Source organism: Pseudomonas kribbensis, from assembly GCF_003352185.1.
Taxonomy (GTDB): domain Bacteria; phylum Pseudomonadota; class Gammaproteobacteria; order Pseudomonadales; family Pseudomonadaceae; genus Aquipseudomonas; species Aquipseudomonas kribbensis.
In genome coordinates this window covers 2,379,014-2,405,142 of record NZ_CP029608.1, presented here as the reverse complement: position 1 = coordinate 2,405,142, position 26,129 = coordinate 2,379,014, and the positions used below count along the sequence as shown (strand labels likewise).

The window sequence follows — 26,129 nt, the reverse complement described above, 5'->3', positions numbered from 1 at the left end:
ACAGCGCTTTCAACGCTTCAGTTAAGCCTATTTCCGCGAACCCGCCGGGTTAGAGCGTCTCAAGGTATGTCGTCACATCCAGTAAAAAAGAATTCTGTGCGGCAGTTATCGGTTTGCAGCCCCGAGAACTTGTTCCGGCGCATGGAACTCCCGAGCCACGCCGCACCTCTCACATTATGTGGTACTTCCTTTTCGCTTTACGCTGCTGGAGGAACACCGTCATGCGTCGTTTATTACTCGTTTCGTCTCTTGTGCTCTGCCTGCCTTTTGGCTCGGCCTTCGCCCGCGTGGATGCGGGGGATGTCGCCACTTCGGCCGGTGTTTCCGCGTCGCTGTATTCCACCTTCAAGGATCACAAAATGGTGATTCCGGCCCGTGACGACTTGTCCGCATTCGTCGCCAGCGGCGGTGCCATTCGTGGCGCGTATCTGGAATCGGCGCTGCAACAGGTTCGTCAGGAAAACCCGGGCTTGAACGCCAGCGATGAAGAGCTGGCCAATGCGATCCTGGTCCACTACGAAGGCCTGTCGCAGTAACAGCCGCACGCTCGACGACGGTGGCTGACGGATTTGCCACCTCTGCGTTCTGCCGATGGACGGCAGCCGGGCGACCATGGGCAAAACCGTCGAACGGCCTCTATGATGGAGGCCATGACGATTGCCGCCCCGCTTCGCTCCCCCTGCCCGCCCGGCGCCTGCATCTGCGGGCGCGATCCGTTGCTGGAAATGCCCGGCGCGGATCTGCGCATACTCTTGCTCACCCGGCAGGAGGAGAAGCGCCTGCTCGAACGCCTGGAAAACCTGCAAAGCCTGGCTGACCTCGAACGCCTGCAACAGCGGATGTTCGAGCAATTGGGGATTCGCATGGCCATCGCGCCGGGCTTCAACGAAGTGCGAACCATGCGTGGCATCGCCATCGAAATCGATGAATTGCCGGGGATGTGTCGCAAGACTCGTCAGGCGATCCCGGCCGCCATTCGCCGCGGGCTGGAAAAAAATCCGGAAATCGCCTTCGAACTGCTCAACGCCCACGACTTGCTGCGCGACGCCTGATCACGTTTTCAGGCCGACCCGTTTGCGCATCTCGACGGTAATGCTCTGGCGGGTTTTCTTCATGTCCGCCCAGGGTTCATCGCCGACGTCCGCCAGACGTTCGTGGACGTTATGAATATTCCACTGATTGCCGCCCTTGATCGCCTTCACTTCATCGACAAACAACGGCACCGACACCGGCAGCCCTTCGCGGGTCCGCGCCGCGTAAGCACAAATCGTGGTGGCGCCGAGCCCGTTGCGCAGGTAATCAATGAAGATCCGCCCCACGCGGTTCTTCGGTCCGGACACCGCGGAAAACCGCTCCGGCAACTGTTTGGCCATGTGACTGACGATCGCATGGCTGAAATCCTTGACCTCATCCCAACCATGCTTGCGGATCAGCGGCACCACCAGATGAATGCCCTTGCCGCCGCTGGTCTTGAGGAATGCCCGCAAACCGAGTTCCTCCAGCACGGTCAGGGTCAGGGCGGTGGCTTCGACCATGCTTTTCCAGGGCAGCGCCGGATCCGGGTCCAGATCGAGAACGAAGCGGTCGGGTTTTTCCAGATCCGCCGTGGTGGCGTTCCAGGTGTGCAGTTCGACGGTGCTCATCTGCACCGCCCCAATCAGCGACTCGGCGTTGTTGATCAGCATCATCGGTTGGCCGGTCAGTTCCTTGTCCAGCGTGCGGATGCCGGGGATCGCCAGGTGTTCGGCGTTTTTTTGAAAGAACAGTTCGCCAGCGATGCCGTCCGGGGCCCGCACCAGCGCCACGGGCCGATCCTTGAGCTGCGGCAGGATCCATTCGGCGACGCTGGCGTAATACTCGGCCAGTTGCATCTTGGTGGTGCCGCTGCTGGCGTCGATGACCCGGTCCGGGTGAGTGATCCGCACCTTTCCGTCGGCCAGGCCGGCTTGGGACGGCGCGGTAGCTTGAGCCTTTGAGGTCTTCATGGGTTTGGCGCGCTCCTCGGTGATGTCCCTGGCCGGTTTGTCATCGCGCAGACCATGGAACACGGCGTGGCGAACCGAACCCTCCCGGGTCATTTCGGCAAACGCCACCTCCGCCAGCAGGTTCGGCTTGAGCCAGTGCACACCCTTGGCCTCGAAACCAACGGGCGGGTTGGCCAGCGCAGTCTTTTTCGCCCGCAACGGTTTGAGCCGGGCAAGCACTGTTTTCAGGGTGGCCTCGTTGAAGCCCGTTCCGACCTTGCCGGCATAACGCAACTCGCCGCTGTCGCGATCGTGCAGGCCCAGCAACAAAGCACCAAAGGCACTGCGCGAACCCTTCGGATCGGTGTAACCGACGATCACGAATTCCTGGCGATGCTTGCACTTGAGCTTGATCCAGTCGCTGCTGCGCCGCGACACATAGGGCGAGCCGAGACGTTTGCCGATCAACCCTTCCATCTGCATCTGGCAGGCGCTGTTGAGCAAGGCCTCCGGGGTTTCGTCGAAGGCTTCGGAGAAACGCAGCAACGGACTCTTGTGCGCCTTCAATATCGTGGCCAGCGCTGCGCGCCGCTCTTCCACCGGGACTTCGCGCAGGTCGACACCGTTGAGGTAAGGCAGGTCGAACAGGTAATAAAGGATGTCGCTGCTGCGGCTGTCGTCGAAGGCGTTCTGCAGCGCCTGAAAGTCCGGAATGCCGTTTTCGTTGGTGACCACCACTTCACCGTCAAGCCACGCCGACTCCAGCCCCAGCGCTGCGAGTGCCTGGGCCTGCTCGGGCAGTTTGTGGGTCCAGTCATGGCCGTTACGGGTGAACAACTGCACGTCGTCATGATCGATGCGCGCCATGATCCGGTAGCCATCGAATTTGATTTCGTAGCTCCAGTCCCCTGCCGGAGCACTGTCCACCAGCGTGGCCAATTGCGGTTTCAACTGGGCGGGAATTCGCGCCTTGTGTGCACCGACAAGCTTGCCCGAGGCGGGTTTGCGCGCGGGCTGTTTCAGCGGTTTGACCTGCCGGGCGTCGAGCTTCGGTTTGTCGACGAGGGTGCGTTCGCTGAGCACGCTGTCCGGCTCGGCGACCAGCACGTCGTAATCGCTTTGCGGCCGGGCGGCGGCGTCCTGATGCTTGATCAGAAACCATTGTTCCTGCTTGCCCGGCATGTGGGTGCGCACCAGATTCCACACCCCGCCGAGCTTCTCGCCCTGCAGCTCGAACTTGAGCTTGCCTTTGGCATAGGCCTTTTGCGGATCCTCCAGCGGAATCCACACGCCGCGATCCCAGACGATGACGTCTCCTGCACCGTAATGCCCCTCGGGGATGTGCCCTTCGAAGGTGGCGTAATCCAGCGGGTGGTCTTCGACATGCACCGCCAGGCGCTTGACCTTGGGATCCAGCGACGGGCCCTTGGGCACCGCCCAGCTCTTGAGTGCGCCGTCCAGCTCCAGGCGAAAGTCGTAATGCAGGTGCGAGGCGTCATGCTTCTGGATGCAGAACTGCAGCGCGTGATCGGCGCCAGCCTTCTTGCCCCGACGCTTGACCGCCGCCGGTTCCGAGGTCGCCGAGAAGTCGCGCATGCGGTTGTAGTCGTCGAGGTTCCTGTTCATGGCGGCTCCGGCTGCAGTCTGGTGCTGTTATGCAGAAGAGCGACGCCTGCCCGGAAAAATTCAATCGACGTAAAAAAGCCCCGGACGGATGGAAACGTCCGGGGCCCGGGTGTTGAGGACTTTCAGGCGGTGCCTTTGGCCTGTTGTTCCAGATGCACCTGCAACTCGGGATCGATCTGCAAGGCTGCCGCCAGTTCATCCAGGTAATTGCGTTCGGCGTCCTGCTGGTCGTCCACCAGCATCACGCTGGCGATATACATTTCGGCGGCCACCGCCGGATCGTTGTTCGCGGCTTGCGCAACTTCCCGGGCATCGAGGGGTTTGGCGACTTCGGCGTCCAGCCATTGCTGCAGGTTGGGGTCATCGGTGTGGCGGCCGATTTCGCTGCCGATCAGTTGCTTCTCCGAGTCGTCGATCCGCCCGTCGGCCTTCGCCGCCGCGATCAGTGCGCGCAATACCGCGTGGCTGTGCTCCTCGACTTGCGGGCCGGCCAACAGGTCCGCGGTCTGCGGTGTCTGCTGCGGCGCGGCTGACGCCTGACTGCGTTGCCAGGCCTGATAGGCCTGGAACGCCATCATGCCCAGCGAGGCCAGGGCCGCGTAGTTGGTGCCGCCGGAACGACTTTGCGTCCCACCGCCAAGCGCCCCGCCACCCAAACCGCCGCCACCGAGCAACCCTCCGAGCAGCCCACCCAGTCCGCCGGCAGGCGCACCGCCGCCGCTGGTGCCACCGCCACCGAGCAGGCCACCCAGCAATCCGCCGAGCCCGCCCAGGCCATCGCCGGCCGAGGCGCCACTTTGTTGTCCCGCCGAGGCCTGGCCTCGCAGCAGTTGTTCGAGCAGATCGCTGGTGTTCATGACGTCATCCTCAGGCAAAAGCGTAACGGCGTCAGGCAACGATAGACCTGCGCACGAGTTGCGCCAGCACCGTTTGGCTGACGCTGTTGCGGGGAAGCGATATCGGCGTCGAAAAATTTTCCCGGCCAGCTAAGATTCATGAAGGATGAACCTTATCCCGGCCCGACCGGTCGATAGCTGCAAACCCGACCCGGTTGGCCGCCACCCTTGTTGCTCAAGTGTGATTCCCGGCTTGCTTCACTTTCTGGAGAACGCCCCTGTGATATCGACCGTCCACATTGCCAGGCTCAAGGCCTGGGGCGCCCATGGTTTCACCGCGACCGGCGTGGTCACCGCCTTCCTCGCCACCCTCGCCCTGCTGGAAAACCAGCCGACCCATTGCCTGATGTGGCTGGGCGTCGCGCTGATCGTCGACGGCCTCGACGGGGCGCTGGCGCGCAAGGTCAACGTGCAGTCGGTGCTGCCGAGTTTCGACGGATCGATCCTCGATCTGGTGATCGATTACCTGACCTACGTGTTCATTCCGGCGCTGTTCATCTATCGCTACATTCCGCTGCCCGACTACACCCTGCTGCTGACGGTGTCGCTGATTCTGGTGTCGTCGCTGTTCTGCTTCTGCAACGTCAACATGAAGAGCAAGGACAACTACTTCGTCGGTTTCCCCGCCGCGTGGAACGTGGTCGCGCTGTGCCTGTACATCATCGCTCCGGGGCCGTGGATCACCTTCCTGACCGTGATCGGCCTGGCGCTGCTGACCATCACCCGGATGAAATTCCTGCACCCGTTCCGCGTGCGCCGTTTCATGCCGATCAATATTGCGGTGACGGCGATCTGGCTGCTGTGCAGCCTGTCGCTGGTGCTCAACCACCCGGTCATCAACCCGCTGGTGATGGGTTTGTGGCTGCTGGCGTCGGCGTATTTCCTCGGCATCTGCATCTGGCGCACGGCGCTGGAGTGGTTTGACAGTGCCCATCTGAAGTAGAAGAACCTGTGGGAGCGAGCTTGCTCGCGAATGCTGTATGTCAGTCAACAAACATGTTGAATGTCAGTCTGCATTCGCGAGCAAGCTCGCTCCCACAAGGGTTGGCGCTCAACGCTTGGTTATGACCACCTCCAGATACTCACTGGGCACCACCATCGATTCCGGCCCAGCCCGGTTCAGCCCGTCGATCAGTTGCGTCAGATCCCCCTCCAGTGCCTGCCCGCTCTCCGGCGGCAGCGCCGCGAACGCCTTGTGCACCGGCCCGTACCAGTGGCGGAAGATGTCGATGAAGTGTGCCGCCGAGCGATAACGGAAATTGAAGTGGCGGCGAGTCACTTGCATCAGGAACTGTCGCTCATCGAAGTGCGAATGCAGCCAGGCTTCCGCGCCCCAGTTCGACGGTGGTTGCGCGCCGGCGGGCGGTGGCAGATGGCGGCCGAGGGTCTTGAACATCTGGCCGACGAAGCCTTCGGGCGTCCAGTTGGCCAGGCCGATCCGCCCGCCACGGCGGCAGACCCGGGCCAGTTCCTGCGCAGCCTTGGCCTGATCCGGGGCGAACATCACCCCGAAGGTCGACAGCACCGCATCGAAACTGGCGTCGGCAAACGGCAGCGCTTCGGCATCGGCCACTTGAAAAGTCACGTCCAGATGTTCGGCCCGCGCCCGGTCCTGGCCACGCTCCAGCAGCGCCGCGACATAATCGGTGGACAACACCCGACAACCCCGACGCGCCGCCGCCAGCGTGGCATTGCCATTGCCGGCGGCAACATCCAGCACTTCTTCATCGCAGCGTAGATCGCAGGCTTCGGCGAGGTTTTCCCCGACGATCTGCAAGGTGGTGCCGATCACGGCATAGTCGCCGCTGGCCCAGGCGACTTTCTGGCGTTCCTTGAGGGCATTGAGATCGATGGGGGTGCTCATCAACAGGTGCTCCAAGACAGGCTGGATCGGGCGTCACTCGGCGGTGGTCGGGTCGATGACGCTCATCACCCGGGACACACTGTTGGCCGGGAATCCACCCAGCCGCGCATGCTCGCGCACCAGCTCCTCATCAGGGGCGATGTACACGCAGTAGACCTTGTCGGCGGTGACGTAACTCTGCAGCCATTGCACCTGTGGCCCGAGTTCACGCAACACCTGGCAGGACGTTTGCGATACCGCCTTGAGTTCTTGCTCCGACAGGTTTCCGGCCCCTGGAATCTCGCGTTCAATCACGAATTTCGGCATGGCAACCTCGCTTTCTTTTTATCAGTGACAGGGCGGATACAACCCTGCTCTTTCACTATCGTCCCGAGACTGTGCGGCGTCCTTGCCAATCGTCTGGAGAGCCCCGCGAACCGGGACTTCGCCGATGAGTGGCGGGATTTTGTAAAGCGCTCGAAACAGATTCCGTGCAAATGAAAACGGCCCGGAGCACTCACCTCCGGGCCGTCGTCAATCAGGCTCATGCAGAAGGCGTCTTGGCCTCCTTGAGCAGTTGCTGAATCATTTGCTCCTGAGTCTGATAACTGCCCTCGCCAAAGTGGGTGTAACGCACCTGCCCCTTGGCATCGATCAGGTAGTGCGCCGGCCAGTACTGGTTGTCGAAGTTGCGCCAGATCGCGTAGTTGTTGTCGATGGCCACCGGGTAGGTGATGCCGAGTTTCTTCACCTGATCCTTGACGTTGTCGATGATCCGCTCGTAACCGTATTCCGGGGTGTGCACACCGATCACCACGAGGCCGTCCTTGCCGTACTTTTTCTCCCAATCCTTCACGTATGGCAGCGTGTGCTGGCAGTTGATGCAGTCGTAGGTCCAGAAGTCCACCAGCACCACTTTGCCACGCAGGGATTCGGCGCTCAGTTCCGGTGAGTTCAGCCATTGCACTGCGCCGGTCAGAGACGGCATCGCGCCATTGCCCTGCTCGTCCGCCGTCGAATCCGCCCGCACTTTGCTGATGAAGTAATCGATCACTTTCGGCGCGTTTTCCAACACGTTTTTCTCGACACTGGCGACGCCCTCGGACGATGTGCCGGCCAGCAGGGTGCGATCGGCACCGGTGGAAATCACCACCGCCGCCGCCAGCACGGCGACACCCGCGCCACGACGGAACCAGCCCGTGAACGGGATCGACGGTTTCAGCCGGTTGACCAGGCCGCGACCGGCGAAGATCAGCGTCCCCAGCGACAGCGCACTGCCCGCACCATAGGCCAACAGCAACAGGCTGGTCTGGGCACTGGCGCCTTGCAGCATCGCGCCGGTCAGAATCACCCCAAGAATCGGACCGGCGCACGGTGCCCACAGCAGACCGGTGGCCACGCCGATCATCACCGACCCCATGGGACCAGCCTTCTTGCGAGTGTCCGGATCCAGGCGATTACCCAACAGCACGAACGGCCGCGCCAGCCAGTCCCCGATGCGTGCGGAAATCAGCGACAGCGCAAACAGCACCATCACGACCAACGCGATGTGTCGGCCGGTGTTGTTGGCCTGGATCACCCACTCGCTGCTGACCACCGCGAGGCTGGAGATCAGGGCGAAAGTCAGGGCCATGCCGCCGAGGGTCAGCAGGATCGACGAGCGCGTGCGGTCGGCGCCGGCAAACAGAAACGGCACCACCGGCAGGATGCAGGGGCTGAGGACAGTCAACAGACCGCCCAGGAAAGCGATAAGGAACATGAGGTTCACCTCTTGAAGGATGGGCGGTCTGCCGATAAAAGAGGTGTCTGCCGTTCACCGGCAGACACGCACGGGGACTCAGGCGTTCTGGCTGTCCAGCCATTGGCTCTGCGGGGTCCGGCTGGCGCCGTTTTCGGCAACCATCTGCCCTTGCGGTGTATGACTGGAGCCGTCTGCCGCGACCATCTGCCCTTGCGGCGTGTGGCTGGCGCCGTCGGCGGCGATCAAGGCATCGCTGCCCTGCTTGGCTACCGGGCTCAGTTGAAAGCAGGTGCTGCCGGCGCAGCTGCTCTGCTCGACGGCGCTGTTGGCGTGAGCCGCGACACCGGCAAAAGAGAAGGCAATGGCGGTCAAGAAACGCGATACGTTGTTCATGGCAATCTTCCTTTAAGTCAGTGAGTGGCGGATCAGTTCTGGTTGTCGCAGCCGTCGGCGAATTTGCTGTAGTCGAGCACGCGGGTCTGACCGGCAGAATCGAGGTAGGTCATGCGGGCGTCGACGATGCCGCAGGTCATCGATTTGTCTTCTTTCATCGAGATCACTTTCTGGATATCCAGATGGGTGCCGTAGGTGTAGGTTTGCGGGGCAACAGCTTCGGCGCGGGCCGACAGGGTGCAGATGTTCAGGGCAGCGAACAGGCAAGCGGCGATTACGGATTTGTTGGTCATGGCGTTTTCCTCAGGGCTTCAATGGGTAGATCGGTTGTTTGAGCCGAGGCGCTGTGGTGTGCCTCGATGGAGCTCATTTAAAGCTCGCGAGGTATCCCGTCTGTGTCGGAAAACGGCCGGTATAAATCGCTACGTATCTCGCCCGCCGGGGGATACACAGCGATACAAAACCCTGAAAAAATCCTGATTTTGCGTCCACATGTATCCGTCGTTGCGGCAGATACACTGCAATACAAAGGCAGGCAGGCGAGCCCGCGCGGGCTCTATAGACTGCGAGACATTCCCCCACTTGATAGAGGTTTGGCTCCATGGATCATGTCGATCACATTCTCATCGTCGATGACGACCGCGAGATTCGCGAACTGGTTGGCAATTACCTGAAAAAGAACGGCCTGCGCACCACGGTGGTCGCCGATGGCCGGCAGATGCGCAGTTTTCTGGAAGCCAATACCGTCGACCTGATCGTGCTCGACATCATGATGCCCGGCGATGACGGCCTGCTGCTGTGCCGCGAATTGCGCGCCGGCAAACACAAGGCCACGCCGGTCTTGATGCTCACCGCACGCAATGATGAGACCGACCGCATCATCGGCCTGGAAATGGGCGCCGACGACTACCTGACCAAACCTTTCGCCGCCCGCGAGCTGCTGGCGCGAATCAATGCCGTGCTGCGCCGCACGCGCATGCTGCCGCCCAATCTGGTGGTCACCGAAAGCGGCCGCTTGCTGGCCTTCGGTCGCTGGCAGCTCGACACCTCGGCCCGGCATCTGCTGGACACCGACGGCACCATGGTTGCCTTGAGCGGCGCGGAGTACCGCTTGCTGCGAGTGTTCCTCGATCATCCACAGCGAGTACTGAGCCGCGATCAACTGCTCAACCTGACCCAGGGCCGTGACGCCGATCTGTTCGACCGCTCCATCGACCTGCTGGTCAGTCGTCTGCGCCAGCGTCTGCTCGACGACGCCCGCGAACCGGCCTACATCAAGACCGTGCGCAGCGAGGGTTATGTGTTCTCGCTGCCGGTGGAAATCCTCGGAGCCCCGGCATGAAGGTTGCGCTGCACTGGCCGCGCACCCTCGCCTCGCGGTTGTCGCTGATTTTTCTGATCGGCCTGATCCTGGCTCAAGCCCTGTCGTTCGGCGCGCAGTATTACGAGCGCTACGAAAGCGCGAAGAACACCATGCTCGGCAACCTGGAAACCGACGTTTCGACCTCGATTGCGATCCTCGACCGACTGCCGGCCGACGAGCGTCCGATGTGGCTCGAACGTCTGGCCCGGCCCAACTACGGTTACCTGCTCAGCGAGGGCGAACCGGGTACACCGATCGGTGCCGGCGAAGTACCGATCGCGGTCACCTCGATCACCGACGCCATCGGCGAAGCCTATCCGCTGACTTTCACCGACATTCCGGGGCCGAAAAAACACTTTCAGGGCCACCTGCGCCTGAGCGACGGCAGCCCGGTGACCATTGACGTGCGACCGTCAATGGTGCCGCTGTCGCCTTGGCTGCCGGTGGTGCTGCTCGGGCAACTGGCGTTGATGATTGCCTGCACCTGGCTGGCGGTGCGCATCGCCATCCGTCCGCTCACCCGCCTGGCCAATGCGGTGGAAACCCTTGATCCCAACGCCCATCCGATCAATCTGGATGAACAGGGCCCGAACGAAGTGGCCTACGCCGCCCGTGCGTTCAACACCATGCAGGCGCGGATCGCCGCGTATCTGAAAGAACGCATGCAGTTGCTGGCAGCGATTTCCCACGACCTGCAAACCCCGATCACCCGGATGAAACTGCGGGCGGAGTTCATGGACGATTCGGCGGAAAAGGACAAACTGTGGAATGACCTCGGCGAGATGGAGCATCTGGTGCGTGAAGGCGTGGCCTATGCCCGCAGCATCCACGGTTCGACCGAAGAAAGCCGGCGCACCAACCTCGATTCGTTCCTCGACAGCCTGGTCTTCGACTACCAGGACATGGGCAAAGAGGTGCAGTTGAGCGGCAAGAGCGAGGCGGTCATCGACACCCGCCCCCATGCCTTGCGCCGGGTGCTGGTCAACCTGACCGACAATGCGCTGAAGTTTGCCGGCGCTGCCGAGCTGTTGATTCAACGGGACAAGACCGGCCTTTCGATCAAGGTGATGGATCGCGGACCGGGCATCGCCGAAGAGGAACTGGCACAGGTAATGGAGCCGTTCTATCGCGTGGAAAACTCGCGCAACCGCAGCACCGGCGGCACCGGCCTCGGTCTGGCGATTGCCCAGCAGCTGGCGATGGCGCTGGGTGGTTCGCTGAATTTGAGCAACCGTGAAGGTGGCGGATTGTGCGCTGAACTGAAGCTGCCGCTTCAGGCCTGAGACAAACAAAATGTATGGTCAGCCCATCTCCTGCAACCTCATGGGCTGTTTTCGGTAAAGCTGGCTTGCGCTAATGTATCCGGGCTCATTGTGAGCGTTGCGCCACAACGCTCGACCCTCGATGAGTAGCCGCTCCCGATTGTCCTGAAAAAACCCTCAGCTTCTGAAGCTGATTTTGTTGCCAGGTTTTCAGTCGGGCCGTTTGCCGTTTACTGTCATCAGTCAGTGACGTCGCAAAAGCCGGTGTTAAAGCTGTACGTTCAAGCGTTCGGATGTGGGTCGTACTGGCCGCCTTTCGCCAGTACCGCCCACACGATTCGTGCCAGTTTGTTCGCCAGCGCGCAGGCGACGATATTGGAGTGCCGACGCGTCAGCAGCTCTCGAACCCAAGGCCCCAACGCATCATCCCTACCGTCGATATGCTGCATGATGGCTCGTGCGCCCTGCACCAGCAGCCGGCGTATGTGCTTGTCGCCGCGTTTTGTGATCCCCAGCAGCACTGTCTTTCCGCCGGTTGAATGCTGTTTCGGTACCAACCCCAACGAAGCCGAGAAATCACGTGCGCTGCGATAGTTCGAGACATCCCCTATATCTGCCAGCAAGGCGCTGGCAGTGATCGGGCCGATGCCAGGGATGCTCTGCAAACGGCTTCCGGCGTCGTCCTCTTTCAACTGTTGCTTGAGGTCGGACTCGATGTCCTTGATCTCTTGGTCCAGTTGCTGAATCTGCCGGTAGAGACGCATCACCAAACCCTTGAGGCGCAACGGCACCGAGTGTTGCGGGTTGTCGAGCAACATCGGCACATGATGCAGCGCAGCGGTTCCAATAGGCAGGCTGATCCCGAACTCCAGCAGAAACCCATGAATCTGGTTGATCGCGACGGTGCGATGGCCAATCAGGGAATCTCGGACACGATGCAGCGCTGAAAGCGTTTGTTGCTCTGCGGTTTTGATCGAGCAGAAGCGCATCGCGGGGCGGCTTGCCGCCTCGCAAATCGCTTCGGCATCAATGAAGTCGTTTTTGTTGCCTTTGACGAACGGTTTGACGTACTGCGGGGCGATCAGCTTCACCTCGTGGCCCAAAGTGCCGATCTGTCGAGCAAGCCAGTGAGCGCCGCCGCATGACTCCATCACCACCGTGCAGGCCGGTAGCTGGGCCAAGGTGCTGAGCAATTGGCCACGATTGGTTTTCTTGCGCAGTACCTGATGACCTTTGGCATCCTGGCCATGCAGGTGGAAACTGTGTTTGCCAATGTCGATACCGAGAAGCGTCATCGTGTTCATGAGAGATCCTCCGCCGAAAACGAGAAAAGCCCTGCAAGCGTAAACCTGCAGGGCTTCTCGGTCAGGCTGACCATCTCATTAGACCCGGGGAACCATCGTGTTCCCCGGGTCTTTTTTTGTTGGTGGGATCAATTGATTCCGATCACACCGTCCTCATGCATCTGCTGCAACAACGCCAGTCCGCTGTCCATGAAGGACGCAGTTCCCGGCAAACCCGCCTCCATCGCCAGCCCCTCCAGTTGCTCACGACCGCTCAGCAACGGAAACTCCCCAACCCGCTGCAGCAACCGCCACGCCAACGGACTCAGCTCGGAAAACTTCACACTGAAATCCGCCGCACGCCGCACCAGCAACAGGGTTGCCTGGGCGGGTGGCGTTGACGGCTGATATTCAGGGCTGAGGATCTGCACCGGCCACGCATACGCCAATGGCCACGCCAGCGCCGAAACCTGCAATGGCCGCTCCAGCAACAACGCGGGATCACTTGCCGGCAGCGGATCGGCATCGGACTGCTGCAACACCATCTCCACCCACTCGTAATGCGCCAGTTCCACCAGAAACGCCGGCCACTCTCCCGTGCTCAACACGGCGGGCTCCGAGGCGAGGTAACCGACGAACTCTTCGGCGATCTCACCGAATTTCGGCGTCTGCGCGCGGTAGTCCCGCAGAAAGCCGCGAATCAATGTGCGCCAGCGCTCCTGGCCGATGATCCGGATCAGCACCGGAAAGGTCCCGCCCAACAGTTGCGAGACATTGTTGAACACCAGATCGCGATAGACGTTGACCCGTGCCGCGTTCATGTCGGTCGGTGGCATCTGGTTCTCGGGATCGCGCAGGTAGCGCGTCAGGGCCCGTTGTTGCTGCTCAAGGTTATCCACGCTGGCCTCCCTGGTTCTGCAAGCGGCGAATGGTCTGCAACTCGGCCACCAGTTCGGAGAACGCCGGGAAGTTGAAGTCACGTTCGAGCAGCGTCGGCTGCGCACCAAAGCGTGCGTAGGCCTCTGCCAGCAGCGACCAGACCACCGGTTTCACCGAAGCGCCGTGGGTATCGATCTTCAGCGTGTCGGACTCGTCGAAATGCCCGGCGACATGCATCCCGACCACCCGGCCCGGTTCGATCCCGGCCAGAAACGTCTGCGGGTCGAAGCCGTGGTTGATCGAGTTGACGTAGACGTTGTTGACGTCCAGCAGCAGGTCGCAATCGGCCTCGCGCAATACCGCGTTGGTGAAGGTGACCTCGTCCATGTCCTGCCGAGGGGCGGCGTAATAGGAAACGTTTTCCACTGCCAGGCGCCGGCCAAGAATGTCCTGGGCCTGACGGATCCGCGCGGCAACGTGGTGCACCGCCTCTTCGGTGAATGGCAGCGGCAGCAGGTCATAAAGGTGACCGTCGTCGCTGCAATAGCTCAGGTGCTCGCTGTACAGCGGCACGTTGTAATGATCGAGAAACACCCGGACTTCCCGAAGGAAATCGACGTCCAGCGGCGCCGACCCGCCGAGCGACAACGACAGGCCATGGCACGACAGCGGATAACGCTCGGCCAGTTCGCGCAACGCGGCGCCGTGAACGCCGCCGACGCCGATCCAGTTTTCCGGGGCAACTTCGAGAAAGTCGAAATCGCCGGTGCGGGCGGCTTGAAGATCTTTCATCAGGCCGCGACGCAGGCCAAGCCCGACGCTGGCCTGTAAGGTGGGGTGGGGAATCTGCATGGGCAAGACCTCTGCAAAGGAGCCGCCGACAGTGGCGGCCGAGAGGTCCAGTTAAACCGGAGGGTGTATCGCTGCTGTGTGGGCGCTGCGCGGGAAATGGCGGTTTTTGTATCGGCGACGAGCCTGTACACAATGGGATACAGAGCCGCTGCCGCTGCCCTCTTCCTGAACGGCATGCCTACTACCGAACAGGCGACGTTCGAAGCTCGCCCCGGTTCCTGACAGGCCGAAGAGTTCAGAGCTTCCGGATGACACCTACAGATGCCGACGAAATTGCCTACCTTCGCAAGAGAATCAGCTGATTGAATTATTATTTTTGACAGATTAGAGAAACCAAAAAAAAGCCCGCATCAGCCAAAACTGACACGGGCTTTTCCCCACATCAACGACCGCTACTTCAGGTCGTCAAAGTGGTCTCGCAGGAACTCGTAAAAGCGAAACGCTTTCAACAATCTCCATACGAGGCTCAACGTACGCAACAAAAGCTTCATACGTTTTGGCCTCCAAGGTTGGGGGCCAAACCTCCAGCGCACTTACCGGATCACGCGTGCCTTTGGAAGAACACGCCAGTACTTCCGGTGAGGCGGCCGGTTGAAATCCCTCCGAACCATCATTCCGGCACGGATGCAAAACCGTGTCAGAGGGCGTGAAACCGTTAGGCCACCAGCCGAACCCTACCGCTGCACCAGGGTGTGAGCGCGAGCATGTTAACCTGTAATCGCAGGTCGTAAGTTTCGGCCCAGTGATTCTCAAATGAAAAAAGCGCATCTTTTGTAAAGCGTTATTTCTGTCAGCATTGCTCTCCGACATCAGGTACTGAAATCACTGCCGAGTGATCTCTAATACCCCTATTCATGTGTGGGCGAAAATTACGTTGCAAGGATAGGAAAAGCTCAATAACATGCCCCCACGCCAGTGCTTCCGGTGAGACGCACTAAGCCTCAGCCGCAATCTGAGGCTTGCTAAAAAACCGCCCGCAAGGCGGTTTTTTTTCGCCCGTCGTTTGCTCCTGGCGGGCATGGGCCGGTGCTCTGACCTGGCTCAAAAAGCGAAATCGCCCTGAGTCGCACCGTCTCGCACAGGACAGGAACCGTCGGCGGAAAATTCGGGAGCCCACGCTAACGTGGGAGAACGCACCACCGCGATACAAGGCTCGAAAATCACGCAGCCCACTCCCGCCAGCACCAACACCGACTAGACTCAATCAGTACCCAGTCGAGGGGGACGCAGACGCCATCGGCGCCCTGCCCGTTTCCACGACCACCGCCCGGTGGTGAATGCCTCGACCCCCATCATCACCGGACTGTGATCCTTGACAGGAGCACATGACATGGACGAGGCCAGACTCAACGAGTTCATGGGCAAACTGGTCAACGACATGGGCGGCGCGGCGATGCTGGCCAATGTCATCGTCGGCGAAGAACTTGGCTTGTATAAAGCCATGGCCGACAGCCAGCCGATCGCCCCGGAAACCCTCGCCGAAAAAACCGCCTGCAACACCCGACTGGTGCGCGAATGGCTCAGCGCCCATGCGGCGTCCGGCTACATGGAACACCTGGACGGCAAATTCCGCCTGCCGGAAGAGCAGGCCATGGCCCTGGCCAAGGAAGATTCGCCGGTCTACGTGGCCGGCGGGCTGGGCGTGGTGGCGTCGTTTTTCCACGACAAGGACAAGCTGGTCAAAGCCATGCGCGGCAATGGCGCCCTGCCCTGGGGTGATCACCATCCGTGCATGTTCACCGGCACCGAACGGTTCTTCCGTCCTGGCTACAAAGGGCACCTGATCGCCGAATGGCTGCCGGCGCTGGACGGCGTGGTGGCCAAACTCGAAGACGGCGCCAAGGTCGCCGATGTCGGCTGCGGTCATGGCGCCTCCACGGTGATCATGGCCCAGGCTTACCCCAACTCGCGTTTCGTCGGATTCGACTATCACGCGCCCTCGGTGAGTGTCGCCACCCAGCGGGCCGAAGAAGGCGGAGTGAGCAGCCGGGCGCGGTTTTTCCAGGGCACGGCGAAAAGCTTTCCCGGCGATGACTACGACCTGATCTGCTACTTCGACTGCCTGCACGACATGGGCGACCCGGTCGGCGCGGCGCGACATGCCTACGATTGCCTGAAGGACGACGGCACGGTGCTGTTGGTCGAACCCTTTGCCAACGACACGCTGGACGACAACATCAACCCAGTCGGGCGACTGTTCTATGCAGCATCGACGTTCATCTGCACGCCGAACTCACTGTCCCAGGAAGTGGGCCTGGGGCTCGGTGCGCAAGCCGGCGAGATGCGCCTGCGCAAAGTGTTCAGCGAAGCCGGGTTCAAGCAGTTCCGTCGAGCGACGCAGACGCCGTTCAACCTGATTCTGGAAGCACGCAAGTAAAAGTCGGTACCGGGCGTCTCTGATCGGAGGCGCCCGGCAGTGCTAACCTGCAAGGCACTCACAGCCTGCGGAGCGCTGACCATGCTCGACCGCCCCCTCCACGAACACCTCGATTATCTGCAACAGACCATGGCCGACGGCGATTTCGTGGTGCTGACCGGCGCCGGTATCAGCACGCCGTCCGGCATCCCGGACTACCGCGACACCAACGGCGTGCGCCGTGGCCGGCAGCCGATGATGTATCAGGAATTTCTGTCGGCGCCCGAGTCACGCCGTCGCTACTGGGCCCGGGCGATGCTCGGTTGGCCGCGTGTGCGTCAGGCCCAGCCGAACGCGGCCCACGAAGCGCTGGCCAGCCTGCAAAGCCACGGCCGGATCGGCGGCCTGATCACCCAGAATGTCGATACCCTGCACGATCAGGCCGGCAGTCACGATGTCATCGAACTGCACGGCAGCCTGCATCGGGTGTTGTGTCTGGATTGCGGCCAGCGCAGCGAGCGGGATTCGATTCAGCAATTGATGGAAACGCAGAACCCGTATCTGGCGGGTGTCGATGCGGTGCAGGCGCCGGACGGCGATACCCTGCTCGACCCGGCTTTCGAGGCGCGTTTTCAGGTGCCGCATTGTCCGCATTGCGAAGGCGAGCGGATGAAGCCGGACGTGGTGTTTTTTGGCGAGAACGTGGCGCAAACGACGGCAGCACGAGCCATGGCGGCAGCAGAGAATGCCGCCGGGATGCTGGTGGTCGGGTCGTCGTTGATGGCGTATTCGGCGTTTCGCCTGTGCCGGGTGATTGCGGATCGGGGCAAGCCGCTGATTGCGATCAATCTGGGGAAGACCCGGGCGGATGAGCTGCTGGATTTGAAGATCGAGGCGTCTTGCGAACAGCTATTGCCGTTACTGACACAACGCCTCAATGCTCAGCCTTAAGGATGTCGAACAACGCCTGCGCCGCCGCCGACAATTCATTCCCGGAGTCAGTCAACACGCCAATCGCCCGCTCCACCACCGGCTCATGCAACGTCAGACACCGCGCCCCCAGTTCGCGCATCTGCTCGGCGCACAATGCCGGCACCGCGCTGACGCCCAGCCCGTTGGCAACCATCCGCCCGACCGTCGCCAGTTGATGGCTTTCGAATTCCACCGGCAGTTTCATGCCCCGGGCCTGCAGGTGTTCTTCCAGCATCACCCGCACCGTGGACGGCCGTTGCAGGGTGATGAACGGTTCCTGCAGCAAGGTCTGCCAGTCGATGTCGGTGCGCCGGGCCAGCGGTGAGTCCTGTGGCACCACCGCGACGAAGCGATCCTTATAAAGAGGTGTGAAGGTCAGCGAAGTGTTCTGCAACGGCTCGAACGCCACGCCGAGTTCGACCTGACGATCGCGGACCATTTCCAGCACTTGCTCGTTGATCACGTCGTTGACCGTCACGTTGACGTTCGGATAACGCGCGCGGAAGGTCTTGAGTATCGGCGGCAGCAGATTGCCGGCAAACGACGGCATCGCCGCCAGCGTCACGCGCCCCCGTTGCAGGCTGAAGCGCTGGCGCATTTCGTCTTCGGCGTTGTCCCAGTCGGCGATCAGGCGCCGGGCCAGCGGCAGCAGCGACTCCCCTTCCGGGGTCAGCGCAACGTTGCGCGTATTGCGACTGAACAGGCGCCCGCCCAGCCCCTCTTCCAGCGCCTTGATGGTCAGGCTCAACGCCGATTGCGACAGGTGCAGGCGCTCGCAGGCCACGGCGAAACTCAGGCTTTGGGCCACGGCGAGGAAGGCGCGGATCTGCTTGATGGTCATGGTCGCGTTGCTCCAGTTGCCAGCTTCAAGCGTTAAGCTGCAAGACAAAGGATGGGTATTTGATGAGCTTTATCAATCAATCAACCTTAAAAATCAACTTAACAAATATATCCCCCAGCGAGACACTCCAGTCATTCGGCTAGCCAGCCGCCCGACAAACAATAAAAGAGGTGCATATGGCAGGTTTCGACAAGCGCGTGTATTCCTACGAGGAAGCCATGGCGGGCCTTGAAAACGGCATGACCGTGATCGCCGGCGGCTTCGGCCTGTGCGGCATTCCGGAAAACCTGATCGCCGAGATCAAACGCAAAGGCACCCGCGACCTCACCGTCGTCTCCAACAACTGCGGCGTCGATGGCTTCGGCCTCGGCGTGCTGCTGACCGACCGCCAGATCCGCAAGGTGGTCGCCTCCTACGTCGGCGAAAACAAACTGTTCGAAGAGCAACTGCTCAAAGGCGACATCGAAGTCGTCCTGACCCCGCAAGGCACCCTCGCCGAAAAAATGCGCGCAGGCGGCGCCGGCATTCCGGCCTTCTTCACCGCCACCGGCGTCGGCACCCCGGTCGCCGAAGGCAAGGAAGTGCGTGAATTCCACGGTCGCAAGTACCTGATGGAAGAGTCCATCACCGGCGACTTCGCCATCGTCAAAGGCTGGAAGGCCGACCACTTCGGCAACGTCATCTACCGCCACACCGCCCAGAACTTCAACCCGCTGGCCGCCACCGCCGGCAAGATCACCGTGGTCGAAGTGGAAGAAATCGTCGAACCCGGCGAGCTGGATCCGTCGCAGATCCACACCCCCGGCATCTACGTCGACCGGGTCATTTGCGGCACGTTCGAAAAACGCATCGAACAACGCACCATCCGCAAATAATCCAGGCTGACGGAGAACAAGAACATGGCACTTTCCCGCGAACAAATGGCTCAACGCGTCGCCCGCGAAATGCAGGACGGCTACTACGTAAACCTCGGCATCGGCATCCCGACCCTGGTCGCCAACTACATCCCCGAAGGCATGGAAGTCATGCTGCAATCGGAAAACGGCCTGCTCGGCATGGGCCCGTTTCCGACTGAAGACACCATCGACGCCGACATGATCAACGCTGGCAAACAGACCGTGACCGCGCGTATCGGCGCTTCGATTTTTTCCTCGGCCGAATCCTTCGCCATGATCCGCGGCGGTCACGTCGACCTGACCGTGCTGGGCGCCTTCGAAGTGGACGTGCAAGGCAACATCGCCTCGTGGATGATCCCCGGCAAACTGGTCAAGGGCATGGGCGGCGCGATGGACCTGGTGGCCGGTGCCGACAACATCATCGTCATCATGACCCACGCGTCCAAGGACGGTGAGTCCAAACTGCTGAGCCAGTGCAGCCTGCCGCTGACCGGCGCCGGTTGCATCAAGCGTGTGCTGACTGACCTTGCGTACCTGGAAATCGAAAATGGCGCTTTTGTCCTCAAGGAACGCGCACCTGGCGTCAGCGTCGAGGAAATCGTCGCCAAAACCGCTGGTAAACTTGTCGTCCCGGATCACGTGCCGGAAATGCAGTTCGCTGCCGAGTGAGGAATTCGAAAATGCAAGACGTCGTCATTGTTGCCGCCACGCGTACCGCGATCGGCAGTTTCCAGGGTTCGCTGGCTACCGTCTCCGCCGTGGATCTGGGCGCAGCGGTCATCCGCCAGTTGCTTGAGCAGACCGGTCTGGACGGTGCTCAGGTCGATGAAGTGATCATGGGCCAGGTGCTGACCGCCGGCGCCGGCCAGAACCCGGCGCGCCAGTCGGCGATCAAGGCCGGCCTGCCCCACGCCGTACCCGCCATGACCCTGAACAAAGTCTGCGGCTCGGGTCTCAAGGCCCTGCACCTCGGCGCGCAGGCGATCCGTTGCGGCGACGCGGACGTGATCATCGCCGGCGGCCAGGAAAACATGAGCCTGGCCAACTACGTCATGCCGGGCGCGCGCACCGGTCTGCGCATGGGTCACGCACAAATCGTCGACACCATGATCAGCGATGGCCTGTGGGATGCGTTCAACGACTACCACATGGGCATCACAGCCGAGAATCTGGTCGAGAAGTACGAGATCAGCCGCGAGCAGCAGGACGCCTTCGCTGCCGCTTCGCAACAGAAAGCCGCTGCCGCCATCGAGGCCGCTCGTTTTGTCGATGAAATCACCCCGATCCTGATCCCGCAGCGAAAAGGCGATCCGGTGGCGTTCAAGGTCGACGAGCAGCCACGGGGCGACACCACTGCTGAATCCCTGGCCAAACTGCGTCCGGCGTTCAAGAAGGACGGCAGCGTCACCGCCGGCAACGCTTCGTCGCTGAACGACGGAGCCGCCGCGGTCATTCTGATGAGCGCCGAAAAAGCCAAGGCCCTGGGCCTGCCGGTACTGGCGAAAATCGCCGCCTACGCCAACGCCGGCGTCGACCCGGCGATCATGGGCATCGGCCCGGTGTCCGCCACTCGCCGCTGCCTGGACAAGGCCGGCTGGAGCATCGGCCAGCTTGACCTGATCGAAGCCAACGAAGCCTTCGCTGCGCAATCCCTGGCGGTGGCCAAGGATCTGCAATGGGATCTGGACAAGGTCAACGTCAACGGCGGCGCCATCGCCCTCGGTCACCCGATCGGTGCGTCGGGCTGCCGCGTGCTGGTGACCCTGCTGCACGAAATGATCAAGCGTGATGCGAAAAAGGGTCTGGCGACCCTGTGCATCGGCGGCGGCCAAGGCGTGGCCCTGGCGTTGGAACGCGCTTAAACGCAAAAGAGGTTCAACAGCGGGCGGCGGATCCACGACATCCACTGCCCGTTGGCAACAAACCCGGTACGACTCACGTCGCACCGGGTATTTTTTTGCCTGAGTGTCAGTCGAACTTCACCAGATTCAGTACCGGCAACGGCCCGCCCGGGAACTGCACCAGTCGCGCCCCCACACTCAACTCGCCCAAGTCGATCCCGAAGAAGCCGAGCTGATCGATCAGTGCGCCGACTTCAGCCTTGGCCTGCGCGTCATCCCCGGACAGGAACAGCACACGCTTGCCACCCTCCGACGCCGGGTCAGCTTCCAGCAAACGCGCCAGCAAATGGTTGAACGCCTTGACCACCCGTGCACCCGGCACCCATTCGGCAAACACTTCGCTGGACGGCCGCCCCTGCAAGTCCACCGGTTTGAACGACGGCGCTTCAATCGAGTTGTTGGCGTCGATGACGATCCGACCGCCGAAGTCCGGCAGCCCGGCCAGCGCCGTCGGCAGTTTCGACCAGTTCACCGCGACCAGTACGATGTCCTGGGCGGCGGCTTCTTCACGGGTAACGGCGCGGGCGGTCGGGCCGAGTTCTGCCACCAGTCCGGCCAAGGTCTCCGGCCCGCGACTGTTGGCGATGACCAACGGGATGCCCTGACGCGACAAGGCTTTGGCAAACGCTGAACCGATGGCGCCAGCGCCGATGATTCCGATAGTGCTCATGGTGTTCTCCAGAAGGTTTGGTAAGACTCGAAACGAATCTTGCGCTTGCCATTCCAACTTGATTAGCCGGTAATGCCCTGAATGATCTTCAAGCATCGCTATCAGGTAGAAACCATGGAAACCCTCGCCAATCTCGAATCCTTCGTCCGCAGCGCCGAAACCGGCAGCTTCTCCGCCGCCGCACGGTTGCTGGCGCTGACCCCGGCAGCGGTCAGCCGCAACGTGGCGATTCTTGAACGCAACCTCGGCGTGCGGCTGTTTCAGCGCTCGACCCGCAAGCTGTCGCTGACCGAGGCCGGTGAAGGTTTTCTGGCGAGCATCGGCGGCAACCTTGATGCCTTGCAGGCCGCGATTGCGACGGTGGCAACCGAGCGCGGCGAGCCGGCGGGTGTGCTCAAGATCAGCCTGCCGCCGACGTTCGGCATCGATCACATGCTGCCGCTGCTGCCGGAGTTTCTGGCGCGCTATCCGTTGATCCGCCCGGAATGGCACTTCGAAAATCGTCAGGTGGACTTGATCGCCGAAGGTTACGACGTGGCGATTGGCGGCGGGTTCGAGCTGACGCCCGGTGTGGTTTCCCGGCGACTGGCATCCGCTGAAATACTGGCAGTGGCCTCACCGGCCTATCTGGCCGGACGTACCCTGCCCCGGCATCCGACAGACCTCGCCGACCACCAGGGCATCGTAATGCGCGGCCTGCGCACCGGGCGCATCCGCCAATGGCAGATGCACAACGACGCCGGCGAACAGGCCAGCGCCCTGCTCAATCCGAATATTGTGCTCAACGACCCGATGGCCATGCGCAAGGCTGCGCTGCTGGGCCTCGGCGTGACAATGCTGGTGTTACCCGATGTCAGCGTGCAGATCGAGCGTGGTGAACTGGTGCGGCTGTTGCCCGACTGGCAGTGCGATGCCGGGGCGATATCGCTGTATTACCCGAGCCGTACCTTGATGCCGGCCAAGACCCGGGTGTTCATTGACTTTGTGGCGGATGCCTTCGGCCGTTAAGCGGCCAGTTGCAGAATCAGCCAGGCATTCGCCCCACTGATCACCACAAACAACCCCCACGCCAGAACCCGGGTCGGCAACCGGTTCACAAACGGCCCCATCAGTTGTTTGTCGTTGGTCATCCGAATCAGCGGATACAGCGCAAACGGCAATTGCAGGCTCAACACCACCTGACTCAGCACCAGCAACTTGCCCACCGCACCGTCGCCCATCAGCCACACGCCGATGAACGCCGGGATCAACGCCAGCCCTCGGGTGATCAGGCGCCGCTGCCAGCAGGGAATTCGCAGGTTCAGATAACCTTCCATGATCACTTGTCCGGCGATGGTGCCGGTGAACGTCGAACTCTGCCCCGACGCCAGCAGCGCCACGCCGAACAGCACACTGGCCAGCGCGCCGCCCACCAGCGGATCGAGCAAGTGATAGGCGTCCTGGATGTCGACCACGTCGGAATGTCCGGTCTGATGGAACGCTGCCGCCGCGAGAGTCAGGATCGCCGCGTTGACCAGCAACGCCAGTGCCAGCGAGCCGATGGTGTCGATGCGCGCCAGGTTCACCGCGTCCTGTTTGCTCGCCAGGTCCTGGCCGATCAGCCGTGTTTGTACGATCGAGGTGTGCAGGTACAAGTTGTGCGGCATCACCGTCGCACCAAGGATGCCGATGGCCAAGTACAACGGCGCCGCATCGCTGATCGCCGACAGTGACGGTTTGAAGCCTTGGGCGACGTCCGGCCAGTACGGTTTGATCAGCAATAACTCGACGAAGAAGCACACGCCGATGGTGCCCACCAGTACCAGCATGATCGCTTCCAGCCGGCGGAAACCACGGTTTTGCAGAGCCAGCACCAGCAACGTATCGAATGCGGTCAGAGCGATGCCGAAGGTCAGCGAGCAGCCCAGCAACAGGTGAAACGCCAGTGCGCAGCCGAGCACTTCCGCAAGGTCGGTGGCGATGATCGATATTTCCGCCAGCACCCATTGCAACCGCGCCGTCGGGGTGCTGTAGCGTTCGCGGGACAACTGCGCCAGATCGCGCCCGGTAGCAATGCCCAATCGCGAACACAGGCATTGCACGACCATGCCCGCCAGACTCGCCAGCAACACCACGAACAACAGGCTGTAACCGAAACGCGAACCGGCCTCGATGGCGGTGGCCCAGTTGCCCGGGTCCATGTAGCCAATCGACACCAGCAAACCCGGGCCGGCAAAACGCAGCACGCGTTTGAAGAACGAGGCATTCGGATCAACCGGGACGCTGCCGGCCACTTCCGGCGGGCAGAACGGCGCGGTGGCGATTTTGGGCAAGCTGAATTTCACGCACACATCCAGAAACAAGTCGAAAGACGCAGCTTAGACGTTTCAGTCGAAGCGCCCAAGCGCGGATGTGCTGCGCTCAGGGTTTGGCAGTACCCAGCAATTGCTGGCGCAGTTCGGGATTGCGCGTGCGCGGATCCAGCCAGATGTTGAAAAATGCCCGGGCGAACAGCGGGTCGTCGATCTCGTGCTGCAACTGCTGGCCGACAAAGAACCGCGCCCCCTGCCCCGGCAGATACACCCCGGTAATCCGCGTGCCGGCCTGCACATCGACAAACGATTGCTGCATCTGCGCTTGCCACACCGCCAATTGCGCCGGGCTGATGGAAGAACCGGCCAGGCGTTTGATCTCGTCGACACTGGCCTTCACCAGATCTTCGCGCGACACATTGCGCCGGTAGATCAATTCCAGAGCGAAGGGCTGACCGTCGGCCAACGGACGCGCGGCACTCCACAGCCGAGCGTTATAAATGTCGAAACCGAACACGCTAAAATCCCCGGTGCCGATGATCTGCGCGCCGGGCACCGCATCCTGCCAACTGGCCCAGGTCGGCGTCAGCAGCAGCGCCCACAAGCCGATTCCGCAGCATCCACGTAACACCTTCGGTGTTCTGCTCATCGCGGCATCGACTCCGGTAAACCCTGATAGTCAGAGCATAGTCGGCGATCACGCCCGACACTTTGTATACATTTATTGCATGCATTTGCGGCAATCCATTGACGACAATGCTAACGTGGCCCTCATTGATCCGATGGAGACACTTGCGTGCTGATCCTCAAACTGCTGCTGATTCCCGGTTTCCTGCTGCTGATTTCCCTGGCCGGCAAGCGCTGGGGCCCCAGCGTCGCCGGGTGGCTGTCGGGGTTGCCGGTGGTGGTCGGGCCGATACTGTTTTTCCTCGCCATCGAGCAAGGGCCGGCGTTTGCCGCGCAATCGGCGGTCGCGGCGCTGTCGGCCATGTTTGCGATGATCGCGTTTTGCGTCACCTACGCGCAGGTGGCGCAGCGGGCGAACTGGCCGCTGGCATTGGTAGTTTCTTTATCGGTCTGGGCCGTGCTGGCGCTGATTCTGTCGCTGATTCCGGCGTCGTTGCCCTTCTCCATCGCCGCCGCTGCCACCGCCCTACTCGCCGCGCCGTACCTGTTTCCCAAGGTGCAACCGGTGGTCGGTGGCCCGGCGCCGAAATCGGACAAACTGATCTGGCGGATGATTGCCGGTGCGGCGTTGACGCTGGTGGTGACGATGCTGGCCAGCACGGTCGGCGAGCGTTGGAGCGGATTGCTCGCGGTGTTCCCGGTGCTGGGCAGCGTGATGGCGGTGTTTTCCCAGCAAACGCGGGGGCCGGCGTTCACCGCTGCGTTGTTGCGAGCGACGGCGACGGGGATGTATTCGTTTTCGGCGTTTTGTCTGGTGTTGGCGTTGACAATACCGCTGATCGAATGGTGGGGATTCGGGGTGGGGATATTGGTATCCATGGCGATGTTGCTCGTAACAAAGCGACTGGTCATGGGGAAACGCGCTTCCCGAGCCTCTGCGTAAAACTCATACGCGAAATTCGATTAGAGAAATCGACAAAAAAGCGCCCAGTGCCCCCGGGCGCATCCGTATCCGTCACACATAAAGCGTAGGTGATTGCGTTTCCTGAGGTGGAGGCCCTACCTTGTCACTGCAAACCACAATCTCATGAACATCCTTAGAGGGATTCTGTACCAATATCTTGTACGGATGAGGCGGCCGAGGCTCCCATGCTTCAACATCTCCCCGGCCCAGTTCAATCCATTCGCCAGCTTTCTTGTAATAGGCCACTACCTTACCGTAGCTATTGGTATGCCCCTCGATCATCAGGGTCATAGCGCCATTTGCAGTGATCACTTTCTCATCGTTAGCCATGCTTGTATCTCCTGGATGCCTGTCGGTGTCTGACAGGGGTGCATTTAGTTTCCCTGAACGAAACCCATCGACACACCTGACAGAAATGACAGTCCCGACGAACGGTTCCTGCCCGCCCTGACAATCCGCACTGGAGTCCACCAACGCCACCATGGGATGATCGCCGCCCAAGCGCGACC

At 61.4% G+C, this 26,129-nt stretch carries 27 protein-coding genes; 12 read left to right on the top strand and 15 right to left on the bottom strand.

Annotated elements, in window-relative coordinates:
• Nucleotides 1–221: 221 nt before the first annotated feature.
• Nucleotides 222–536: a DUF2388 domain-containing protein gene (locus DLD99_RS11120; RefSeq protein WP_114882220.1), complete on the top strand. Its 315-nt coding sequence runs from the start codon at nucleotides 222–224 to the stop codon at nucleotides 534–536.
• A gap of 114 nt (nucleotides 537–650) precedes the next feature.
• On the top strand, nucleotides 651–1,052 hold the full coding sequence (locus DLD99_RS11115; protein WP_208647519.1) for a hypothetical protein: 402 nt from the start codon (nucleotides 651–653) through the stop codon (nucleotides 1,050–1,052).
• Here DLD99_RS11115 and ligD read toward each other — a convergent pair whose 3' ends face one another.
• Entirely contained in the window at nucleotides 1,053–3,590 is a 2,538-nt protein-coding gene (ligD, locus tag DLD99_RS11110) for a DNA ligase D (protein WP_114882218.1), read from the bottom strand.
• Nucleotides 3,591–3,712: 122 nt separating this feature from the next.
• The gene (locus DLD99_RS11105) at nucleotides 3,713–4,447 is read right to left on the bottom strand and encodes a tellurite resistance TerB family protein (RefSeq protein WP_114882217.1); all 735 of its coding nucleotides are present in this window, start codon (nucleotides 4,445–4,447) and stop codon (nucleotides 3,713–3,715) included.
• Nucleotides 4,448–4,706: 259 nt separating this feature from the next.
• On the opposite strand from DLD99_RS11105, the gene pcsA reads away from it, so the two are divergent.
• Complete coding sequence (gene pcsA / locus DLD99_RS11100) at nucleotides 4,707–5,429, top strand: phosphatidylcholine synthase (RefSeq protein ID WP_085708683.1); 723 nt, start codon at nucleotides 4,707–4,709, stop codon at nucleotides 5,427–5,429.
• A 108-nt stretch (nucleotides 5,430–5,537) separates the two neighbouring features.
• Here the strand turns inward: pcsA and DLD99_RS11095 are convergent, their stop codons facing one another.
• The 5 genes from DLD99_RS11095 to DLD99_RS11075 all read right to left on the bottom strand — a co-directional run bounded on the left by DLD99_RS11095 (nucleotide 5,538) and on the right by DLD99_RS11075 (nucleotide 8,756).
• Complete coding sequence (locus tag DLD99_RS11095) at nucleotides 5,538–6,350, bottom strand: class I SAM-dependent methyltransferase (protein ID WP_114882216.1); 813 nt, start codon at nucleotides 6,348–6,350, stop codon at nucleotides 5,538–5,540.
• A gap of 33 nt (nucleotides 6,351–6,383) precedes the next feature.
• The gene (locus DLD99_RS11090; RefSeq protein WP_114882215.1) at nucleotides 6,384–6,656 is read right to left on the bottom strand and encodes a DUF4242 domain-containing protein; all 273 of its coding nucleotides are present in this window, start codon (nucleotides 6,654–6,656) and stop codon (nucleotides 6,384–6,386) included.
• 217 nt (nucleotides 6,657–6,873) lie between these two features.
• Nucleotides 6,874–8,088 carry a cytochrome c biogenesis protein DipZ gene (locus DLD99_RS11085; RefSeq protein WP_114882214.1) on the bottom strand — a complete coding sequence of 405 codons (1,215 nt, stop codon included), beginning with the start codon at nucleotides 8,086–8,088 and terminating at the stop codon, nucleotides 6,874–6,876.
• A 78-nt stretch (nucleotides 8,089–8,166) separates the two neighbouring features.
• Nucleotides 8,167–8,463 (bottom strand): hypothetical protein, encoded by a 297-nt coding sequence (locus DLD99_RS11080; RefSeq protein WP_085708688.1) that lies wholly within the window; start codon nucleotides 8,461–8,463, stop codon nucleotides 8,167–8,169.
• Between the two features lie 32 nt (nucleotides 8,464–8,495).
• Complete coding sequence (locus tag DLD99_RS11075) at nucleotides 8,496–8,756, bottom strand: DUF2790 domain-containing protein (protein WP_085708689.1); 261 nt, start codon at nucleotides 8,754–8,756, stop codon at nucleotides 8,496–8,498.
• A 308-nt stretch (nucleotides 8,757–9,064) separates the two neighbouring features.
• Between DLD99_RS11075 and DLD99_RS11070 the strand changes: the two genes are divergently transcribed.
• Nucleotides 9,065–9,805, top strand: a complete 741-nt coding sequence (locus tag DLD99_RS11070) for a response regulator (RefSeq protein WP_085708690.1) — start codon at nucleotides 9,065–9,067, stop codon at nucleotides 9,803–9,805.
• Nucleotides 9,802–11,109 (top strand): ATP-binding protein, encoded by a 1,308-nt coding sequence (locus tag DLD99_RS11065; RefSeq protein ID WP_114882213.1) that lies wholly within the window; start codon nucleotides 9,802–9,804, stop codon nucleotides 11,107–11,109. The genes DLD99_RS11070 and DLD99_RS11065 overlap by 4 nt, the downstream gene beginning before the upstream one ends.
• Before the next feature lie 260 nt (nucleotides 11,110–11,369).
• Here DLD99_RS11065 and DLD99_RS11060 read toward each other — a convergent pair whose 3' ends face one another.
• From DLD99_RS11060 to DLD99_RS11050, 3 genes are all read right to left on the bottom strand, one after another.
• Nucleotides 11,370–12,392 carry an IS110 family RNA-guided transposase gene (locus tag DLD99_RS11060; RefSeq protein WP_114882212.1) on the bottom strand — a complete coding sequence of 341 codons (1,023 nt, stop codon included), beginning with the start codon at nucleotides 12,390–12,392 and terminating at the stop codon, nucleotides 11,370–11,372.
• Nucleotides 12,393–12,520: 128 nt separating this feature from the next.
• On the bottom strand, nucleotides 12,521–13,270 hold the full coding sequence (locus tag DLD99_RS11055; RefSeq protein ID WP_114882211.1) for an HvfC family RiPP maturation protein: 750 nt from the start codon (nucleotides 13,268–13,270) through the stop codon (nucleotides 12,521–12,523).
• A complete protein-coding gene (locus DLD99_RS11050; RefSeq protein WP_114882210.1) occupies nucleotides 13,263–14,102 on the bottom strand; it encodes an HvfB family MNIO-type RiPP peptide maturase in 840 nt (279 codons plus the stop codon). The genes DLD99_RS11055 and DLD99_RS11050 overlap by 8 nt, the downstream gene beginning before the upstream one ends.
• Nucleotides 14,103–15,432: 1,330 nt before the next feature.
• Between DLD99_RS11050 and DLD99_RS11045 the strand changes: the two genes are divergently transcribed.
• Both DLD99_RS11045 and DLD99_RS11040 read left to right on the top strand, forming a co-directional pair.
• A complete protein-coding gene (locus tag DLD99_RS11045) occupies nucleotides 15,433–16,479 on the top strand; it encodes a class I SAM-dependent methyltransferase (RefSeq protein WP_085708695.1) in 1,047 nt (348 codons plus the stop codon).
• Between the two features lie 81 nt (nucleotides 16,480–16,560).
• Entirely contained in the window at nucleotides 16,561–17,409 is an 849-nt protein-coding gene (locus DLD99_RS11040) for an NAD-dependent protein deacetylase (protein WP_114882209.1), read from the top strand.
• On the opposite strand, the gene DLD99_RS11035 is transcribed toward DLD99_RS11040, so the two are convergent.
• Entirely contained in the window at nucleotides 17,393–18,271 is an 879-nt protein-coding gene (locus tag DLD99_RS11035; protein WP_114882208.1) for a LysR family transcriptional regulator, read from the bottom strand. The genes DLD99_RS11040 and DLD99_RS11035 overlap by 17 nt on opposite strands.
• 176 nt (nucleotides 18,272–18,447) lie before the next feature.
• Here DLD99_RS11035 and DLD99_RS11030 point away from each other — a divergent pair, with 176 nt between their 5' ends.
• Genes DLD99_RS11030 through DLD99_RS11020 form a run of 3 tightly spaced genes read left to right on the top strand, consistent with a single transcriptional unit; the run spans nucleotide 18,448 to nucleotide 21,029 of the window.
• Nucleotides 18,448–19,146 (top strand): CoA transferase subunit A, encoded by a 699-nt coding sequence (locus tag DLD99_RS11030; protein WP_085708698.1) that lies wholly within the window; start codon nucleotides 18,448–18,450, stop codon nucleotides 19,144–19,146.
• A gap of 24 nt (nucleotides 19,147–19,170) precedes the next feature.
• Nucleotides 19,171–19,836 (top strand): CoA transferase subunit B, encoded by a 666-nt coding sequence (locus DLD99_RS11025; RefSeq protein WP_114882207.1) that lies wholly within the window; start codon nucleotides 19,171–19,173, stop codon nucleotides 19,834–19,836.
• A gap of 11 nt (nucleotides 19,837–19,847) precedes the next feature.
• Nucleotides 19,848–21,029, top strand: coding sequence for an acetyl-CoA C-acetyltransferase (locus DLD99_RS11020; protein ID WP_114882206.1), 1,182 nt, complete (start codon nucleotides 19,848–19,850; stop codon nucleotides 21,027–21,029).
• 106 nt (nucleotides 21,030–21,135) lie between these two features.
• Here DLD99_RS11020 and DLD99_RS11015 read toward each other — a convergent pair whose 3' ends face one another.
• The gene (locus DLD99_RS11015; protein WP_114882205.1) at nucleotides 21,136–21,738 is read right to left on the bottom strand and encodes an NADPH-dependent F420 reductase; all 603 of its coding nucleotides are present in this window, start codon (nucleotides 21,736–21,738) and stop codon (nucleotides 21,136–21,138) included.
• A 114-nt stretch (nucleotides 21,739–21,852) separates the two neighbouring features.
• Here DLD99_RS11015 and DLD99_RS11010 point away from each other — a divergent pair, with 114 nt between their 5' ends.
• Nucleotides 21,853–22,746: a LysR family transcriptional regulator gene (locus tag DLD99_RS11010; protein ID WP_114886642.1), complete on the top strand. Its 894-nt coding sequence runs from the start codon at nucleotides 21,853–21,855 to the stop codon at nucleotides 22,744–22,746.
• Here the strand turns inward: DLD99_RS11010 and DLD99_RS11005 are convergent.
• Together DLD99_RS11005 and DLD99_RS11000 are read right to left on the bottom strand one after the other, a co-directional pair.
• On the bottom strand, nucleotides 22,743–24,062 hold the full coding sequence (locus DLD99_RS11005) for an Nramp family divalent metal transporter (protein WP_114882204.1): 1,320 nt from the start codon (nucleotides 24,060–24,062) through the stop codon (nucleotides 22,743–22,745). The genes DLD99_RS11010 and DLD99_RS11005 overlap by 4 nt on opposite strands.
• A gap of 76 nt (nucleotides 24,063–24,138) precedes the next feature.
• Nucleotides 24,139–24,678, bottom strand: coding sequence for a chalcone isomerase family protein (locus DLD99_RS11000; protein ID WP_114882203.1), 540 nt, complete (start codon nucleotides 24,676–24,678; stop codon nucleotides 24,139–24,141).
• Nucleotides 24,679–24,825: 147 nt separating this feature from the next.
• Here DLD99_RS11000 and DLD99_RS10995 point away from each other — a divergent pair, with 147 nt between their 5' ends.
• A complete protein-coding gene (locus DLD99_RS10995) occupies nucleotides 24,826–25,599 on the top strand; it encodes a hypothetical protein (RefSeq protein ID WP_114882202.1) in 774 nt (257 codons plus the stop codon).
• A gap of 72 nt (nucleotides 25,600–25,671) precedes the next feature.
• Here DLD99_RS10995 and DLD99_RS10990 read toward each other — a convergent pair whose 3' ends face one another.
• Entirely contained in the window at nucleotides 25,672–25,950 is a 279-nt protein-coding gene (locus DLD99_RS10990) for a hypothetical protein (protein ID WP_114882201.1), read from the bottom strand.
• Nucleotides 25,951–26,129: the final 179 nt, after the last annotated feature.

Excerpts from the sequence above, each read along its gene's own strand:
- DLD99_RS11120 (WP_114882220.1), top strand. The coding sequence starts at position 222 with ATGCGTCGTTTATTACTCGTTTCGTCTCTTGTGCTCTGCCTGCCTTTT.
- DLD99_RS11115 (WP_208647519.1), top strand. The coding sequence starts at position 651 with ATGACGATTGCCGCCCCGCTTCGCTCCCCCTGCCCGCCCGGCGCCTGC.
- ligD (WP_114882218.1), bottom strand. The coding sequence starts at position 3,590 with ATGAACAGGAACCTCGACGACTACAACCGCATGCGCGACTTCTCGGCG.
- DLD99_RS11105 (WP_114882217.1), bottom strand. The coding sequence starts at position 4,447 with ATGAACACCAGCGATCTGCTCGAACAACTGCTGCGAGGCCAGGCCTCG.
- DLD99_RS11095 (WP_114882216.1), bottom strand. The coding sequence starts at position 6,350 with ATGAGCACCCCCATCGATCTCAATGCCCTCAAGGAACGCCAGAAAGTC.
- DLD99_RS11090 (WP_114882215.1), bottom strand. The coding sequence starts at position 6,656 with ATGCCGAAATTCGTGATTGAACGCGAGATTCCAGGGGCCGGAAACCTG.
- DLD99_RS11085 (WP_114882214.1), bottom strand. The coding sequence starts at position 8,088 with ATGTTCCTTATCGCTTTCCTGGGCGGTCTGTTGACTGTCCTCAGCCCC.
- DLD99_RS11080 (WP_085708688.1), bottom strand. The coding sequence starts at position 8,463 with ATGAACAACGTATCGCGTTTCTTGACCGCCATTGCCTTCTCTTTTGCC.
- DLD99_RS11075 (WP_085708689.1), bottom strand. The coding sequence starts at position 8,756 with ATGACCAACAAATCCGTAATCGCCGCTTGCCTGTTCGCTGCCCTGAAC.
- DLD99_RS11070 (WP_085708690.1), top strand. The coding sequence starts at position 9,065 with ATGGATCATGTCGATCACATTCTCATCGTCGATGACGACCGCGAGATT.
- DLD99_RS11065 (WP_114882213.1), top strand. The coding sequence starts at position 9,802 with ATGAAGGTTGCGCTGCACTGGCCGCGCACCCTCGCCTCGCGGTTGTCG.
- DLD99_RS11060 (WP_114882212.1), bottom strand. The coding sequence starts at position 12,392 with ATGAACACGATGACGCTTCTCGGTATCGACATTGGCAAACACAGTTTC.
- DLD99_RS11050 (WP_114882210.1), bottom strand. The coding sequence starts at position 14,102 with ATGCAGATTCCCCACCCCACCTTACAGGCCAGCGTCGGGCTTGGCCTG.
- DLD99_RS11045 (WP_085708695.1), top strand. The coding sequence starts at position 15,433 with ATGGACGAGGCCAGACTCAACGAGTTCATGGGCAAACTGGTCAACGAC.
- DLD99_RS11040 (WP_114882209.1), top strand. The coding sequence starts at position 16,561 with ATGCTCGACCGCCCCCTCCACGAACACCTCGATTATCTGCAACAGACC.
- DLD99_RS11035 (WP_114882208.1), bottom strand. The coding sequence starts at position 18,271 with ATGACCATCAAGCAGATCCGCGCCTTCCTCGCCGTGGCCCAAAGCCTG.
- DLD99_RS11030 (WP_085708698.1), top strand. The coding sequence starts at position 18,448 with ATGGCAGGTTTCGACAAGCGCGTGTATTCCTACGAGGAAGCCATGGCG.
- DLD99_RS11025 (WP_114882207.1), top strand. The coding sequence starts at position 19,171 with ATGGCACTTTCCCGCGAACAAATGGCTCAACGCGTCGCCCGCGAAATG.
- DLD99_RS11020 (WP_114882206.1), top strand. The coding sequence starts at position 19,848 with ATGCAAGACGTCGTCATTGTTGCCGCCACGCGTACCGCGATCGGCAGT.
- DLD99_RS11015 (WP_114882205.1), bottom strand. The coding sequence starts at position 21,738 with ATGAGCACTATCGGAATCATCGGCGCTGGCGCCATCGGTTCAGCGTTT.
- DLD99_RS11010 (WP_114886642.1), top strand. The coding sequence starts at position 21,853 with ATGGAAACCCTCGCCAATCTCGAATCCTTCGTCCGCAGCGCCGAAACC.
- DLD99_RS11000 (WP_114882203.1), bottom strand. The coding sequence starts at position 24,678 with ATGAGCAGAACACCGAAGGTGTTACGTGGATGCTGCGGAATCGGCTTG.
- DLD99_RS10990 (WP_114882201.1), bottom strand. The coding sequence starts at position 25,950 with ATGGCTAACGATGAGAAAGTGATCACTGCAAATGGCGCTATGACCCTG.